The following is a 14630-nucleotide window of genomic DNA, read 5'->3' as shown; positions in this document are numbered from 1 at the left end:
AATATATTTGAATTGCTGGGGGGCGCCATGCTAGAAAATGGGCTGTGTAGCGCAGTTTACCGCGTTCAGATGCCAGGTGTGAGTGAGAACGGGTAAATCGGGTGTGCAAAATAATGAACGGTTTGGCTGTGTAACATAGTGAACGGCAAGGGAAAGCTGGTCCGCTATTTTAACCAGTTGCGTGACCGGGCAACGGGTTACCCAACGCGAGCAGGAGGTGCTGATGTTGCAGGGAAGCAGACAACAGGTGCGAGGGGGCTTGCCATGAGCGTACCGCAGAGCAGAGAAGGGGCCATTCGCCAGCTTGCCACGGCGGAGTCGGGCGTGCGCAGCATGGGGGAGCGGCTGGCGGCGGTGCGCCATCAGCTGGGGCTCTCCCAGCGGCGGGCGGCCGAGTTGAGTGGCTTGACCCACGGCGCCATCTGCATGATAGAGCAGGACAAGGTGAGCCCGTCGGTCGCCTCGTTGCAAAAGCTGCTCACCGTCTATGGCCTGCCGCTGTCGCGCTTCTTCGCCGAGGAGGAGAGCCGTACCCCGGAGGTGGTGATCAAGGCTGAGCAGCTGATCGAGCTGGGCAGTCAGGGGGTCTCCCTCAAGCTGGTGCACAACGGCAACAACCGCCGCCAGCTCGGCTTTATGCTGGAGACCTATCCCCCCGGTACCGACACCGGCGGGCTGGTCAAGCATCAGGGGGAGGAGGTTGGCACCGTGCTGGAGGGGTCGGTGACCCTGACGGTGGCAGGCCAGAGTTATCAGCTGGAGGCGGGCGACAGCTATGTGATCGACACCGGCGAGCCCCACAGCTTCAGCAATCCGTCGGGGCAGACCTGTCGCATCGTCAGCGCCCACACCCCGGCGAGCTTTTAATCCTGACAGTAGTTTGGTAACCGAACCGGTAAGGAAACAGGGATCATGACCGAACATGTAAACAGTTACTACGCAGCCAGCGCCAATAAACACGCGCCCTATCCGACCCTGACCGAGCAGCTGGAGTGCGACGTCTGTGTCATCGGGGCGGGCTATACCGGCCTCTCCAGCGCGCTGCATCTGGTGGAGAAGGGTTACAAGGTGGTGGTGCTGGAGGCAGCCCGGATCGGCTTTGGCGCCAGCGGCCGCAACGGTGGCCAGATCGTCAACTCCTACAGCCGCGACATCGACACCATCGAAGCGAACTGCCCGCCGGAGCAGGCCAGGCTGCTCGGCTCCATGTTGTTTGAGGGGGGCCAGATCATCCGCGAGCGGATCAAGCGCTACAACATCCAGTGCGATCTGCAGCAGGGGGGCGTTTTTGCCGCCGAGACCGAGAAGCAGCTGCACGAGCTCAAATCCCAATATGCCCGCTGGCAGAAGTGGGGCAACGATCAGCTGGAGCTGCTCGATGCCAAGGGGGTGCGCGAGGTGGTCGCGAGTGATCGCTACATCGGTGCCCTGCTCGACAAGAGCGGCGGCCACATTCATCCCCTCAATCTGGCGCTAGGAGAAGCCGAAGCCATCCGCATGCAGGGGGGGCAGATCTTCGAGCAATCCGCCGTCACCAGCATCACCCCGGGGCAGCCGGCACTGGTCAAGACCGCCAAGGGGGCGGTGAAGGCACGCTTTGTGGTGGTGGCGGGCAACGCCTACCTCGGCAATCTGGTACCGGAGCTCGCCGCCAAGAGTATGCCCTGTGGCACTCAGGTGATCGCCACCGAGGTGCTGGGGGAGGAGCGGGCCCGCTCGCTGTTGCCGCAAAACTACTGTCTGGAGGATTGCAACTACCTGCTCGACTACTACCGCACCTCCGGCGATCACCGGCTGCTCTATGGCGGCGGCGTGGTCTATGGCGCGCGGGATCCGGCGGATATCGAGCGGCTGATCATCCCCAAGATGCTGAAAACCTTCCCCCAGTTGGCGGGGGTCAAGGTGGAGTACACCTGGACCGGCAACTTCCTGCTCACCCTGTCGCGGCTGCCGCAATTTGGTCGCATCGGCCCCAACATCTACTACATGCAGGGCTACAGTGGCCACGGCGTCACCTGCACCCATCTGGCGGGCAAGCTGCTCTCCGAGGTGTTGAGCGGTCAGGCGGAGCGCTTCGATGCCTTTGCCAAACTGCCGCACTACCCCTTCCCGGGTGGCCGCTTGTTCCGCATCCCCTTCACCGCCGCGGGCGCCGCCTGGTACACCCTGCGCGACCGGTTGGGGGTATAAGGGCCGCCTGCGCGGGATTGCGGGTAGAGGCCTGCATTGCTGCGAGAGTAGAAAACCGAATTGCTGTCCGAGACAAGTTGAGCAGTAAAAACCAGGCCACCGCGAGGTGGCCTGGTTTTTACTGCTGGTGCCAAGGTTCAGGCTGGCGTTATTGCGCAGCCCTGCTGTTTGCGAAATAGCGTGGGAGTCATCCCGGTGATGCGGGAGAACTCGCGATTAAAGTTGGATTTGGTCTGGAAACCGGAATTCATCATGATCTGGGTAATACTCTCGTCGCTGCTTAGCAGGGCTCTTTTGGCATATTCAATGCGATAGTCATTGATCACGCGGGATATATTTTGATGGTGTACCCGATTGACGGCGATCGAAATCTGTTTGGCAGGAATGCAAAGCTTTCGTGAAAGGGCGGCCAGCGTCAATTCAGGATCCAGATAACATGACTTTTCCTGCATCAACCGATCCAGCCGGGTGACGATCTCATGGGCCCGTACATCACTCATCAGCGGTTCACTGTTCGCCTCGTCGGGGCAATCTGGCGAAGCCTCTGTGGGGGGGTTATCGAGCCCGGCAGTGTTAACCCCCACGGTGACGACGGCAAGCGCCAGCACGGGCAGCAGGATCAGGTGACCCAGGGTGAGAATATAGGGGGAGTAGCGGCCCTGGTTGAGCGAAAAATCGACCGAGATGGCGCCATCAATTAATGCGGAAAACAGCAGCATCCAGCCCGCAATATTTTCGGCCCGTTTAACCCCCTCCCAGTTGTTGAATGAAACATAAAGCAACAGCGGTGCCTGGGCGGCATAACGCACCAGCGCAATCCCATAAAAGAGATAAGTGGCAGTCAGGATCATATCTAGCGGCAACATCAGGATGGGGTGGGTTATCACACCGATCATCACGATGGCGGGGGCAATGGCATGGAGATAGAAAGGTTTGACTGGCCCGCCACTCGTTCGGGTAAAGGCATACCAGGCGGCGACCGGGATCAGCGCGGCAAATATGGGTTGGAGCAGGGCAAATAACGCAATATCGAATGTCCAGCGCAAGCCGACCAGCCCGGTGGTTGCGGCACACAATGCCAGAAAAAGCGATGCCATTCTTGCTTGCTCGGCCAGCCGGACATGCAGGGCTAGCGCCAGTAATCCCAGTAAAAACGAGACAAAAAATGGCACGGGAATGGCGAGCATCATGGCTCCTGAGCGGGTTGCCGTTATCAATGGAAGATGTCGGGCCAGCATAGCGGTTTTGCGGTCTGGCAAGAAGCAATCCGGGGACCAAGAGAGGTTACAGCACGTCCTTGAACCGGTTTTAGGACGTATTCAGTGCGGTGAGTCAGCAACATCAGTTACCTGACCATTTGGCATTGAAGGTAACCGCGATGTTTATTTGCTATCTACAGGCGTGGCAACGCGCATTTGACTTTACCGGCAGCACGACGAGGCAGGCGTTTTGGCTGTTTATGCTGTTGCATCTGCTGATCACGTTGGCGCTGATCTGGCTGGATATTGTCTTGCAAGGCGTTGGCCAACTTGATGTTCTCTATGATGTGGCGAGCATCATCCCGATGATCGCAATTATTATCCGTCGCTTGCATGATATTGGCCGTTCCGGTTGGTGGGGCTGGCTATTTTTTATTCCAGCCGTGGGCCCATTCATCCTGGTCTATTTTCTGTCCAGACCGGGTGGCATATCTGTCTATGCAGAGGGGGCGGCATCATGAAATATCCATGGTTGCTACTGATGTATTTCGTTGCCACTCTCGCTGCTGCGACGAGCAACCCCCACTCTCTGCCAACAGGGGCGATAGGGCTATTGCAGGTAGATCGTCTGACTCAGGGAGAACTGCTGTGGATGCAGGGGCGGGTCGGGGAAGGGGTTTATACAACACTCAACCCGGCGGGCCAGCACTGCGCCATCAAGGTGCCGGTTGCGGTGGGGCGGGTAGAGAAGAGTGGGGTTGGGATCGCCTCTGTCAGCGGGCTATCCATTATCGTGATGAATCCACAGTTAAGCGCGGCGCTGATCAGCGGTGAGCGAGTGCGAAGCGATGAGTGGTCCTTTGCTTGGGGAGTCAGTCAGCGGGCTGCCGATGGCTATGTCATCGGGGGGATCGGAGAAAATGAAGGATTTGTCCTCAACTCAAAACGGCGCTGGATTTCATGGTTTTTGCAGGAAAAACCCGCATTGCAGTGCCAATAAGCGGCCATTTTATCCAGACAGCGTTCAATTTTGGAAATCGCTTACGGCATAATCGTTTAGCAAATTGAAACAACAAGACCACCGCGAGGATGGCCTTGTTTATCACGCTGCAGAGCCTTGTTTAGCTGTAGAAGGCTTCAACGGTGCCCTTGAGCTTGATCAGGATGGGCTGACCACGGCGATCCAGCGCCTTGGGGGAGGGGATCTTCACCCAACCTTCGCTGATGCAGTACTCCTCGACATCGGTGCGCTCTTTGCCGTTCAGGCGGATACCGATCGGGTGCTCGAAGCAGGCGGCCACATAGTGAGGGCTGCGGGGATTGCAGGAGAGGTGATCCGGCAGAGCCGGTTTGGTGCTGGTATCGCTCATCGATATAACCCGAAATGAATAAAAAGTGGGTCATTGTAGAGAATGCCGCCATGGCATTCAAGGCGGCCAAAAAACAGGTAAAGAGCGCTCGCCATCGATATGGGCGCCCCGCTTATCCCCGTTGCCAATGCATCACCAGCTCGGGGCGGCCACTATGCTCGCACAACTGCTGCTCACCCTCTTGAAAACCGTTGCGGGAATAGAAGCCGTGCGCCTGCTTATTTTCGGCGTAAACCGTCAAATCGAGCCGGTCATACTGGGCTTTCAGGAGATCGAGCAGCTGGCGCCCCAGCCCCCGTGACTGGTGAGCAGGGGAGATAAACAGCGCAGCAACAGTGCCCTGATACCAGGAGATAAAGCCCAGCAGCTGACCATCCTCCTCATAGACCCAGCTCTTGCTGGCGGGCAGGTAAATATCCCTCATCGCCGCCCGTTGCTCATGCCAAAAGGCGGCGGGAATAAAGTCGTGGGCTTTGACCGAGGTGTGATACCAGAGCTCGACAGCGGCATCCAGATCGGATTCAGATAATGGGCGGATCATAGTGGCCTCAATAACAAACAGTGGAAGTAACGCAGGCGCGATAAGCTCAGCGTAATCGGGCATGTGTGGAAAAATATGAGCGACCGCCCATGGCTGGCCTCTGTCGATGGCCCAGACGGCAAGGCTGCGATTTAGGCAATTCTTGCGGCCGTCATGCCTGTCACCGACTTTCAGACAACGGGTTTTCTGTCGCAGAATAAGAACCTACACAATAGATGTAAGTTAATTATTTGCAAAAGTTTGATAATGCTTCAGCAAGAGCCCCAGGATTTTCCCAAGACATACAATGACCACAATTTGGTAAAGTGATTGTTGACACTCCTGAGGCTGCCAGAGAAGTAAAATCATTATCAGGCAATGAGTGCTCACCGAAGATTAGCTGTTTTTTTACCGGTAATTCAACAAAACTGTCCAGCCAATTACTGCCTGTAATTAGGCTAGCAGCTCCGCGCCATACAGCCCAAGGTGCGTCAACCGCCAAGCTTCCAGCCCACGGACTAGCATCCTGCATCACCATTTTCTGCCATATGTGATCAATAAAATCATCTTCACTGTGACTACAGATTTCTTTGCTTAAAAAACCTCCTCCTGGGTGAAAGTTTGGTTCGGATACTACCAGCCCCTGCAAAGACCGGCCAAGTAACTTGGCTGCCTCAATACTGATGCTGCCTCCCATACTATGTCCATAAAGAAAGCACTGTTTGATCCCAAGATGTTGCACTAGTTCGACGATTACCATGGCTTGGTCAGTTATCGAATAACTGTAATCTTGCGGTTTTTGGCTATATCCACAACCGGGTAAATCAATCAAGATCGCAGCTCTTCCACTGAAAAGTGGATCATAGACAACTCGTGGATATTCGTATGATGAAGCACAGCCCAATCCATGGACAAAGATCATCGGTATTCCGATTCCAGGTAAATGATGCCAGCGCACATGACAATTAGCTGTGGGTGAAAAAAAAGAGTTCATATAGTGATATCCTTTATATACCTTTTCAATGTCACGGCCAACTATGACATTGCCTGCATTAGGTTAAATTGTGCATGTTTGTGCTGGACTAAGTAGAGTCAGGCTGTATGAGAAAGTGATTTTGGCAAAGCTTGAGTCTAAAAATATCCATATTTTACCTGTTTGCTGCTTTAACCCATTTTCTGCAGATAACACAGTAGTGACAGAGTTGGCCCATGGAGTGGCTTCGCCGATGGGATTATTCATTATTCCGGTTGGCGGCACGAGTACAGGTCCCTGTAACTTGACTTTGTCGATACTGCATCCATGCACTTTGACTAAGGGTGCTTACTGTTCTTGGGTTATCGTTCCAGACCCATTGACCTTTTGGTTTAAGGCAAGGGGTGAGCCAATATAGGAGATAGTTCCTGCGCCATTCACTTCAGCATTCAAGGTGGCGGCGACATTCACTTGGGCAGAGCCCGCGCCGTTAACCGTTACTTTGCTATTTGTTGCATGTAATGCAGACAGGTCGACTTCGGCGGCACCATTGAGTAGTACATCAAGGTGTTCCACTTTGCCTGTTGCAGAAAAGTCACCGCTACCATCCATAATGAGCCGAAATGTTTTGTTAGCCAAGTCAGTCATCTTCATCGACTGGGCACCATTTAATGTCACTTGGTCGATGGCTCTGTTTTGCAGTGTGAAAGTAAAGCCCTGGGTGATGATCACATTGGGCTTGGTATTGATCTCTAACGTGCCATTGGCACATGTATACGTTAAGTTTGCCAGCTCAGCGGCAGAGCCTTTTACCGAGCCTTGCGCATTTCCTGCGGCGACAAAATTTACGGTGGAGAGCGCATTGATAGTCAGCTCATGATATTCACACTCAGGAACGTTAGTTGCACTCAGTGTCTCACTGGACCACGCTACAGGGCTGGTGATAAACAGAAGTATCGCACTGCTGACATATAAGTGTTTCATGTTTTCTCAATGTTAATAATATGCAATATTAATTTTCCTCCCCCCATCTTAACGAAAAAAATGTCCCCTTACTATATAGAAAGAATCGCATTGGATAGTGGGCACCCTTAGTACGCTATGGTGGGGGCCTTATGGGAGGGCACTACAGGTTTGGCTCTGCCGCTCAAGGGGGGCTCCGCCGAAGGGAGATTCATCGACCCGGAGCTGGCCACCGTAGCGGGGAACTATCTTGGTCACAGCCGCCAGACCGATGTTTTGCTCTGTTAAACGATAAAAAGTTATCAAAAACTATAAAAGATCTTTAAAACCCGCGGCCTGTCACACTGCGCAAACCCAGGGCTGGTGCTGATGACTGCGCTTATCGGTCATCTTGGTTATTGAAGGGGTGTTATTTTTATATTTTATAATCCAAATTACCTTGCTGAATATCATAATTCCAAATTATCTTTGTCTGGCCGCAGCAGGTCATGACAAGCGATCGACACCAATATCGATGGATATGTTATCGCTTATTTTTGGTGCCTCCGAGCACAAAAGTAAACATAGACAGTCGATTTAGAAGTAATACGCAATACAATACATAGTGCAGAAGCTGGAGTTTTTATGAACTGGTATTTTCGTGCAATTCAGAAGTTTGCTGATTTCAAAGGACGAGCCTCGCGCAAAGAATATTGGATGTTTGTACTTATCAATACTATTATTTGTGTCGTTCTCTCACTGCTGACCAAACAGCTGGATTATGGTTATAAATTGATGGGAGTATATGGGCTCTTTATCATCGTGCCCTGTTGGGCATTGAGTGTGCGTCGTCTGCATGATATTGACCGCAATGGCTGGTTTTTGCTACTGGGATTAATCCCGATTATCGGTCCGTTGATTGTGCTATTTTTCAAGGCCAAGCGTGGAAATCCATATGCCAACCGTTATGGTGCCACACCAATAGCCTGACAAATAATATATCAAGTTTAAGCCTGGGGCCGGACTACATGGAGAGAGTCCGGTTTTAAAATCTGATATTGGACTACATTATCTAGATGGGTGTCGAACAAAAAGTTATATTCTAACAAAAAGGAGTAAGGAGTAAGAATAGTTCGTTGTAGTGATTATTTATTTCGTCAGATGATTGCAGTTGTTTTATAAAATAACCATTTCTCGTTTTGTTGGCTTATCGGCGTTCATTACCAACCTGCGAGTTGAGTCGCTCGCCAAACGAATAAAGCCAATGCCGCTTCCCCCAAATTACAGCACGTTTAACCCATTTTCTGCGGATAACACTCTTATGACAGCGAAGGCTCATGAAGTGAATCCGAGAGAGGCCTTTTTGCCGCGCAACCATGATATCGATTGCAGCCGGTTGTGGTAGGGCTGAGGGACGATAATCGGCGCCGGATCCATAAATTAAAACGCGAGAGATGGAGAGAAACGACAAGGCCCCCGACGTTGGGGGCCTTGTGTTAGGGCTGTGCTGGCTGGCGATGCAGGGCAATGCCGATCAGGGCAGATCCAAGGTAAAGCGGGCGCCGCCGAGGGGGGATTCATCGACCCGGATCTGGCCACCGTAGCTGTGAACGATCTCGGTCACTACCGCCAGACCGATGCCTTGCCCTGGCGAGCTGTCGGCGCGCACGCCGCGCTGGAAGATCTGTTCCGATTTGGCCGGATCGATGCCGGGGCCATCGTCTTCCACTTCAATGCGCAGCCGATCGAGGTGACGGTGCACCGTGACCTTCACTTCGCTGATGGCAAACTTGCAGGCGTTGTCGAGCAGGTTGCCCATCAGCTCCATCAGGTCGCCCTGTTCGCCGTGAAAGAGGGCGTCATCATCGAACTGGAACTGGGTTTGCAGCTTCTTGTGGCGATAGACCTTGGTCAGGCTGGCCAGCAGCTTTTCAATGAGCGGCACCGGCTCGGTGCCCTTGCTGGCAAGGCGCTGGCGGCCGGTGACGGCGCGTCTGAGCTGGTACTGGATCATCTGATCCATGGTCAGGATCTGTTCGTTGATGTTGTCGTGGATGTCCCGCCCCAGTGCGCTCTCCTGAGTTGTCATCTGGATCAGCGCCAGCCGGGTTTTCAGGCTGTGGGCAAGATCGTTGAGGGCATGCTGATAGCGCTGGGTCTGCTGGCGTTCGTTCTCCAGCAACTGGTTGATGGAGTCAGTCAGCGGGGCCAGTTCCCGTTCGAACTCATTGGAGATGGCATCACGGTCGCCAGCCCGGATATCGTCGATCTGGTGGGCGATGGTGCGCAGGGAGCCCAGGCTCCAGTAGGTAGTCAGCAGCAACAGTCCGGCCAGCAGCAGATAGGCGAGCAGGGCCTGACGGATGGTTTGGTAGAGATAGGCGCGCGCTTCGGCGTGGTAGCGTTTGGCCGAGTCGATCATCACCACGTAGAAGGCGGTAGTGCCATTACCGGGGTTGCGGATAAAGCGCAGGCTGTAGATGTAGTAGCTTTCGCCATTCTCTATGGTGTGCTTTTTGAAGAAGTAGTCGAGATCCTTACCCCGCAGATATTTCATTAAATCTCTGCAGATAGTGGCTTTGGCCCGGAGCACATCTGGCAGATGCAGGCTGGACCAGATCTGCTTGCCATTGGCTTGGCAGATCAGGGTGTCGAGATCGCGATCGGCAGCATTGAGGGAGATGCGTTCAAGATCCTTTGCATCACTTTCAGATGACTTGGTGGAGGAGAAAATTTTTGCCAGGTTCTCCTGCATCCGAGCGCTCGCCTTCTGGCTCTGCTCCTCAACATGCCCCAGATAGAGGGCGTAGACGGCAAATCCCATGATCAGGGCGATCACCAGCAGCGAGCTGAGCAGCAGTTTGATATGCAGGGAGTTGCGTATCATCTTGATGGGGCGCAGCAAGGGGAACCTCCTCAGCTGCACGAGAGGTTGAAGATGTAGCCCTGACGCCGGATGGTAGAGATGGGTTGAATCGTCCCTTCCGGATCCAGCTTCTTGCGCAGACGGCTTACCATCACCTCGATGGTGTTGGGATCTCCTTCGCCATCACCATAGAGCTGGTCGAGCAGTTGCTGCTTGGAGACCACCTGACGGGCGTTGCGCATCAGGTACTCCAGAATGAGGTATTCAAAGCTGGTCAGGACGGCGACCTCACCGGCAATGGTCAGCTCCTTGCGGGAGAGATCCAGTTCGTAATCACCACCCTTCACCTTGGGCGAGATAAAACCGGCGCTGCGGCGCAGCAGTGCATTGAGGCGGGCCAGCAGCTCATCTTTCTGGAATGGTTTAACCAGATAGTCATCAGCACCTGCTTCCAACCCTTCTACCTTGTCCTGCCAGTTGCCACGGGCGGTGAGGACGATGATGGGGAAGGGGATCTGCCGTTCGCGCAGTTGCCGGATCAGTTGCAGGCCGTCCATATCGGGCAGACCAAGATCGATGATCGCCACATCAATGGGGTAGTCGGCGGCATAGTGCAGAGCAATTGCGGCCTTGTCGGTGCTGTAGACCTGATTGTCGGCTTCGGTCAGCAGTGAAGTGAGGTGATGATTGAGCAGCTTGTCGTCTTCGACCAACAGAATTTTCATGATGTGAGCGGTCATAGGGATCCATGCTGTCAATTAGAAAGTGTATGTCGCTTCGAGTCAATTCGAATCCTATCCTGTTGCTCCTGTATCAGGACTGAATCAGAGGAATTTCAGTTGTATAGCGAGCCGTGCCGGGGAGTCTGCGGGGCGATAAGCGCCATTGCCAGGTCGCAAAAGCAGAGGGGGCCACGATGGCCCCCTCTGCGTTATTGCTACTGCCGGTTAGCTGCGGCGGGGCGGCAGCATATTGGTGAGGGTGTTGTCCTTGAGCACATGGTGGTGGAACAGGGCGGCCACCGTGTGCAGAGCGATCAGGGCATAACCGAGGTTGCCCAGGGTCTCGTGCACCTCTTTGATCAACCCTTTGAAGTCCGGATCGGGGGCAACCAAGGCGGGCAGCTCAAACCCGAAGAAGGGGATGGGCTTGCCAGCAGCGCTCAGCAGCAGCCAGCCACACAGCGGAGTCAGGATGAGAAAGCCATAGAGGGCAATATGGGCCAGCTTGGCCAGTTTGTGCATCACAGGGGAGAGTTCGGGCACGATGCGCGGCGTCGGGCTCATCCAGCGCAGGGCCAGTCTGATAAAGACCAGTGCGAAGATAAGCAGCCCCAGCATGAAGTGCCACTCCTTCATCAGGTCTCGACCCGGATCCCCTTTGGGAAAAATATCGCGAAATTCGATCAGGGCGTAGACGGCGATCATCGCCCACAGGGTCAGCCAGTGCAGCCCGATACTGAGGGTGCCGTAACGTTGTTCACTGTTCATCAGCATGGTTGGTTTCCTTCTGTCAAAGAGTCACATCCGTGTGGTATCACCCGATGGGCGAACGATCGGAGGAGGCCAGTTCCATTGGCGACACCTGCCGGATGTACGCGGGTACAGGCCGGGTGCCCATGAGAGGAAAATAATCAGTCTTTTCCGCACGATACTGCCATGGAGATGATATCACTGCCGGCTCATTGAGGAGCTGATCAATACCACACAATTTTCAGGTTAATTAAACCCTGAACAGTGTGAAGCGCCCGTGAAAAAGGGCTGCCTGAACCCGATGGTCAGGCAGGTTCGATGGCAATGACCAGGCAGGCGGGTTCGCAGATCCGGAAGCGGACGTTGCAGTCAAATAGCCGCACGCCGTACTCCTTCTCATCCGGCTTGCCCTTTTTGTAGGCGGGGCGCGGATCTTGTGCCAGCACTTCGCTCACCAGCTGGCGCAGCTCGGGATGGGCCTTGAGCCAGGGTTGCAGTTGCAGCTCCGCTTCGGCACTGAAGCTCACCGCCAGTGGCGGGGTGGGGGCATCGGGGGCAAAGCCGCCACGGGCATCCGGCAGACTGTCGGCATAGGGGATATAGGGTTTGATATCGACGATGGGGGTGCCATCGAGCAGATCGACGGCACCCAGCTCCAGCCACAGCTTGCCCCGCTCGCGGCCGACGCCGTGCAACTCGACCACCGAGAGGCCCAGCGGATTGGGGCGGAAGGTGGATCGGGTGGCAAAGACACCGACCCGCTCGTTGCCGCCAAGACGTGGCGGGCGCACCGTCGGGTGCCAGCCCTGCGCCATGGTCTGGTGAAAGACAAAGCTGAGCCACAGATGGGAGAACTGCTCGATACCGCGCAGCACATCCGGCTGATCGTAAGGGGGGAGCAGCTCGAGGCGGGCGCGGGCCGATTTGACCAGACCGGGCTGGCGGGGGATGGCGAACTTCTCCTTGTAGGGAGAGCGGATGATCCCGAGGGTGTCGATTTCGAACTTCATGGCGGATCCTGACTGAAAACCCCGGCAATTTAGCACAGGCGGCTGCAAAACGCAGGCACCGCCGCGTTACGCCCATTCTGGCATCCTTGCCGTGATCTCCGTCCCATCCCGACATGTCGGGAGCTGTGCCCGCTCGTCAACTTGCGTAGGGTGAAGGCAATTGACGTGTCGGTATGACATTCACGCACTCGTGCCAGCTGGGAGGGAAGGGATGAAACTGCTGATTATCGGTGGCACCGGATTTTTGGGGCGCCACCTGACCGCGTTGGCGCTGGATTGGGGTCATGAGGTGACCCTGTTCAATCGGGGCCAACGCCAGCATCCAGACTGGCGCGATCTGGTGCAACTCACCGGCGACAGGGACAGGGATCTGAGTGATCTGCAAGGTGCGGGGCTGCAGTGGGATCTCGCCATCGACACCTGCTGTTATCGGCCCGAACAGGCGGCAAGCCTCTCGGCGGCCCTGCTTGGGCGCTGCGAGCGGCTGATCTTTATCTCCACCATCTCGGTTTACCGTGACTTTGCCAGCAAGGGGATGGATGAGTCGGCGCCGCTGCACCCAATCCCCCAAGGCGAAATGCCCGACGATTATGGTTCGCTCAAGGTGTTGTGCGAGGCGACCTATCGCGAACGTTGGGATGAGCGACTCTGTATTCTGCGTCCGGGTGTGCTGTGCGGCCCTCATGATCACACCGGCCGCATGGCCTGGTGGGTGAAGCGGGTGCAGCAGGGCGGTCGTTGGCTGCTGCCGGGGGAGGGGCAGGATCGACTGCAATATCTGGATGTGCGCGACTGCGCCGAGTTTGCGTTGCGCGCAGCCGAGCAGCAGCTGGCGGGCACCTTTAACCTCATCAAACCGGGCATTGCGCTGGCTGACTGGGTCGAGCGACTGAGCGCCAGAGTGGGATCCGCAATACCGATCGAACCGGAGTGGACCCCATGGTCTGCGCTGCTGGCGGCCGGTGTTGAGCCCTGGCAGAGTTATCCGACCCTGCTGCCCAACATGTTGCCGGAGTATGCCGGTTATGGCCGCATCAGCGCCGAGGCCGCCATCGTGCACGGTCTCAACTTCCGGCCGCTGGAGGAGACGGCAGCCGATCTGGTCGAGTGGCTGACACACACGCCGGATGGGGGGGGGGCTGAAGGGATGACTATTGAGCAAGAGGCGCTGTTGCGCCAGCAGGTGAGATAGCGAACGAGCAGACCGACGCACCATGCAATATCGATAACAACGAGAGGGCATCGCAGTGATGCCCTCTCGTTTTTAGGTATTGCATGTGGGTGCTAACGGATGGCTGCACCAGCGGCTGCCAGCAGTTCGCGCAAGATGGCGCGATGGCAGCGGGACTCCTGCTCGCAGTAGCAACCCACCGAGAGATTGGTGGTGTGGGAGAGGGCAGCCAGCAGCGCCAGATCGTGTCTGGCTGCCGGGGTTGCCAGCTCCGTCTTGTACGCTTTGCCAAAGGCAGCCCACTGGGTGGGCGTTTCGGCGGCCTGACCCAGCTTCATGGTTTCGCTGCTGGGGGCGAGGTTGGGGAACCATACGTCATACCAGTTCTGGCTGGCGAATTCGCTCTTTGGCACGCCACGAGGCGGACGGCGCACCGTGCCGACCCGCAGCCCTTCGTCGGGGAGGCGGGGCGAGCCGAGACGCACAATAGCAAGCGCCATGGGTCGTTACTTCTCTTCGGCTACTTTCAGCGCCTGACCGTAGCAGATCACCTGTTTCAGACAGCCCGGGGTATCGCTGAATTCGGCACATTTGTCGAAGGTGACACCGTTGCCACCCAGGTCGGCAGCGCGGCGACGGGCCAGGGTGCGCGCTTCACCGGCGTTGGGCAGCGGTTGCTTGGCATCGGCCTGGCACGACTCCCCCTCGATGGTGCCGAGGTAGAGGTAGTTGAGGTCTGCCAGCTGAGCTTGTTCGTAAATGCGCACGCTACCGGGTTTGAAGTATTCGTCGAAGTTCTCTTTATCCAGATTGCTGTTGAAGGCGTAGTTGGCGCAGCCGGAGGCAATCAGGGGCATCATCAGGATCAGGCGTTTCATCGTCTCGTATCTTGTGTCGGTGATGAGGACAGTAGAAAG

Annotated in this window: 17 protein-coding genes; 6 read left to right on the top strand and 11 right to left on the bottom strand. The window is 55.8% G+C overall.

The window, feature by feature from the left end:
- Nucleotides 1-264: 264 nt before the first annotated feature.
- Together puuR and ACE1BR_RS07310 are read left to right on the top strand one after the other, a co-directional pair.
- Nucleotides 265-867 carry an HTH-type transcriptional regulator PuuR gene (gene puuR, locus ACE1BR_RS07315; RefSeq protein WP_374868947.1) on the top strand — a complete coding sequence of 201 codons (603 nt, stop codon included), beginning with the start codon at nt 265-267 and terminating at the stop codon, nt 865-867.
- 45 nt (nt 868-912) lie between these two features.
- Entirely contained in the window at nt 913-2190 is a 1278-nt protein-coding gene (locus ACE1BR_RS07310; protein WP_374868946.1) for an NAD(P)/FAD-dependent oxidoreductase, read from the top strand.
- Between the two features lie 137 nt (nt 2191-2327).
- On the opposite strand, the gene ACE1BR_RS07305 is transcribed toward ACE1BR_RS07310, so the two are convergent.
- Nucleotides 2328-3377, bottom strand: coding sequence for a helix-turn-helix domain-containing protein (locus tag ACE1BR_RS07305; RefSeq protein ID WP_374868944.1), 1050 nt, complete (start codon nt 3375-3377; stop codon nt 2328-2330).
- Between the two features lie 140 nt (nt 3378-3517).
- Here ACE1BR_RS07305 and ACE1BR_RS07300 point away from each other — a divergent pair, with 140 nt between their 5' ends.
- Nucleotides 3518-3910, top strand: coding sequence for a DUF805 domain-containing protein (locus ACE1BR_RS07300; protein WP_374868942.1), 393 nt, complete (start codon nt 3518-3520; stop codon nt 3908-3910).
- Nucleotides 3907-4389 carry a hypothetical protein gene (locus ACE1BR_RS07295; protein ID WP_374868940.1) on the top strand — a complete coding sequence of 161 codons (483 nt, stop codon included), beginning with the start codon at nt 3907-3909 and terminating at the stop codon, nt 4387-4389. Before ACE1BR_RS07300 ends, ACE1BR_RS07295 begins: the two co-directional genes overlap by 4 nt.
- Before the next feature lie 121 nt (nt 4390-4510).
- Here ACE1BR_RS07295 and ACE1BR_RS07290 read toward each other — a convergent pair whose 3' ends face one another.
- The 4 genes from ACE1BR_RS07290 to ACE1BR_RS07275 all read right to left on the bottom strand — a co-directional run bounded on the left by ACE1BR_RS07290 (nt 4511) and on the right by ACE1BR_RS07275 (nt 7236).
- On the bottom strand, nt 4511-4759 hold the full coding sequence (locus tag ACE1BR_RS07290; RefSeq protein WP_005338226.1) for a DUF3297 family protein: 249 nt from the start codon (nt 4757-4759) through the stop codon (nt 4511-4513).
- A gap of 112 nt (nt 4760-4871) precedes the next feature.
- Nucleotides 4872-5300 (bottom strand): N-acetyltransferase, encoded by a 429-nt coding sequence (locus ACE1BR_RS07285; RefSeq protein WP_374868938.1) that lies wholly within the window; start codon nt 5298-5300, stop codon nt 4872-4874.
- A gap of 226 nt (nt 5301-5526) precedes the next feature.
- The gene (locus ACE1BR_RS07280) at nt 5527-6273 is read right to left on the bottom strand and encodes an alpha/beta fold hydrolase (RefSeq protein ID WP_374868936.1); all 747 of its coding nucleotides are present in this window, start codon (nt 6271-6273) and stop codon (nt 5527-5529) included.
- A gap of 327 nt (nt 6274-6600) precedes the next feature.
- On the bottom strand, nt 6601-7236 hold the full coding sequence (locus tag ACE1BR_RS07275) for a GIN domain-containing protein (protein ID WP_374868934.1): 636 nt from the start codon (nt 7234-7236) through the stop codon (nt 6601-6603).
- Nucleotides 7237-7839: 603 nt separating this feature from the next.
- On the opposite strand from ACE1BR_RS07275, the gene ACE1BR_RS07270 reads away from it, so the two are divergent.
- A complete protein-coding gene (locus ACE1BR_RS07270) occupies nt 7840-8184 on the top strand; it encodes a DUF805 domain-containing protein (protein ID WP_374868932.1) in 345 nt (114 codons plus the stop codon).
- A gap of 544 nt (nt 8185-8728) precedes the next feature.
- Here the strand turns inward: ACE1BR_RS07270 and ACE1BR_RS07265 are convergent.
- The 4 genes from ACE1BR_RS07265 to tsaA all read right to left on the bottom strand — a co-directional run bounded on the left by ACE1BR_RS07265 (nt 8729) and on the right by tsaA (nt 12542).
- Nucleotides 8729-10081 (bottom strand): ATP-binding protein, encoded by a 1353-nt coding sequence (locus ACE1BR_RS07265; RefSeq protein WP_374869077.1) that lies wholly within the window; start codon nt 10079-10081, stop codon nt 8729-8731.
- A 29-nt stretch (nt 10082-10110) separates the two neighbouring features.
- Nucleotides 10111-10785 (bottom strand): response regulator, encoded by a 675-nt coding sequence (locus ACE1BR_RS07260; protein ID WP_374869075.1) that lies wholly within the window; start codon nt 10783-10785, stop codon nt 10111-10113.
- Nucleotides 10786-11007: 222 nt separating this feature from the next.
- Nucleotides 11008-11556, bottom strand: a complete 549-nt coding sequence (locus ACE1BR_RS07255; RefSeq protein WP_374868930.1) for a cytochrome b — start codon at nt 11554-11556, stop codon at nt 11008-11010.
- A gap of 281 nt (nt 11557-11837) precedes the next feature.
- Nucleotides 11838-12542 (bottom strand): tRNA (N6-threonylcarbamoyladenosine(37)-N6)-methyltransferase TrmO, encoded by a 705-nt coding sequence (gene tsaA / locus ACE1BR_RS07250; RefSeq protein WP_374868928.1) that lies wholly within the window; start codon nt 12540-12542, stop codon nt 11838-11840.
- 211 nt (nt 12543-12753) lie between these two features.
- Here tsaA and ACE1BR_RS07245 point away from each other — a divergent pair, with 211 nt between their 5' ends.
- The gene (locus tag ACE1BR_RS07245; protein WP_374868926.1) at nt 12754-13734 is read left to right on the top strand and encodes an NAD-dependent epimerase/dehydratase family protein; all 981 of its coding nucleotides are present in this window, start codon (nt 12754-12756) and stop codon (nt 13732-13734) included.
- Nucleotides 13735-13826: 92 nt separating this feature from the next.
- Here the strand turns inward: ACE1BR_RS07245 and ACE1BR_RS07240 are convergent, their stop codons facing one another.
- Both ACE1BR_RS07240 and rcsF read right to left on the bottom strand, forming a co-directional pair.
- Nucleotides 13827-14213 (bottom strand): DUF488 domain-containing protein, encoded by a 387-nt coding sequence (locus tag ACE1BR_RS07240; RefSeq protein WP_374868924.1) that lies wholly within the window; start codon nt 14211-14213, stop codon nt 13827-13829.
- Between the two features lie 6 nt (nt 14214-14219).
- The gene (gene rcsF, locus ACE1BR_RS07235; protein WP_374868922.1) at nt 14220-14591 is read right to left on the bottom strand and encodes an Rcs stress response system protein RcsF; all 372 of its coding nucleotides are present in this window, start codon (nt 14589-14591) and stop codon (nt 14220-14222) included.
- Between the last annotated feature and the right edge of the window lie 39 nt (nt 14592-14630).

Origin of the sequence: Aeromonas sp. MdU4, assembly GCF_041929505.1 — a bacterium.
GTDB lineage: Bacteria > Pseudomonadota > Gammaproteobacteria > Enterobacterales > Aeromonadaceae > Aeromonas.
Note: the sequence above shows the minus strand (reverse complement) of the source record. Positions and strands in the feature narration are given on the sequence as shown.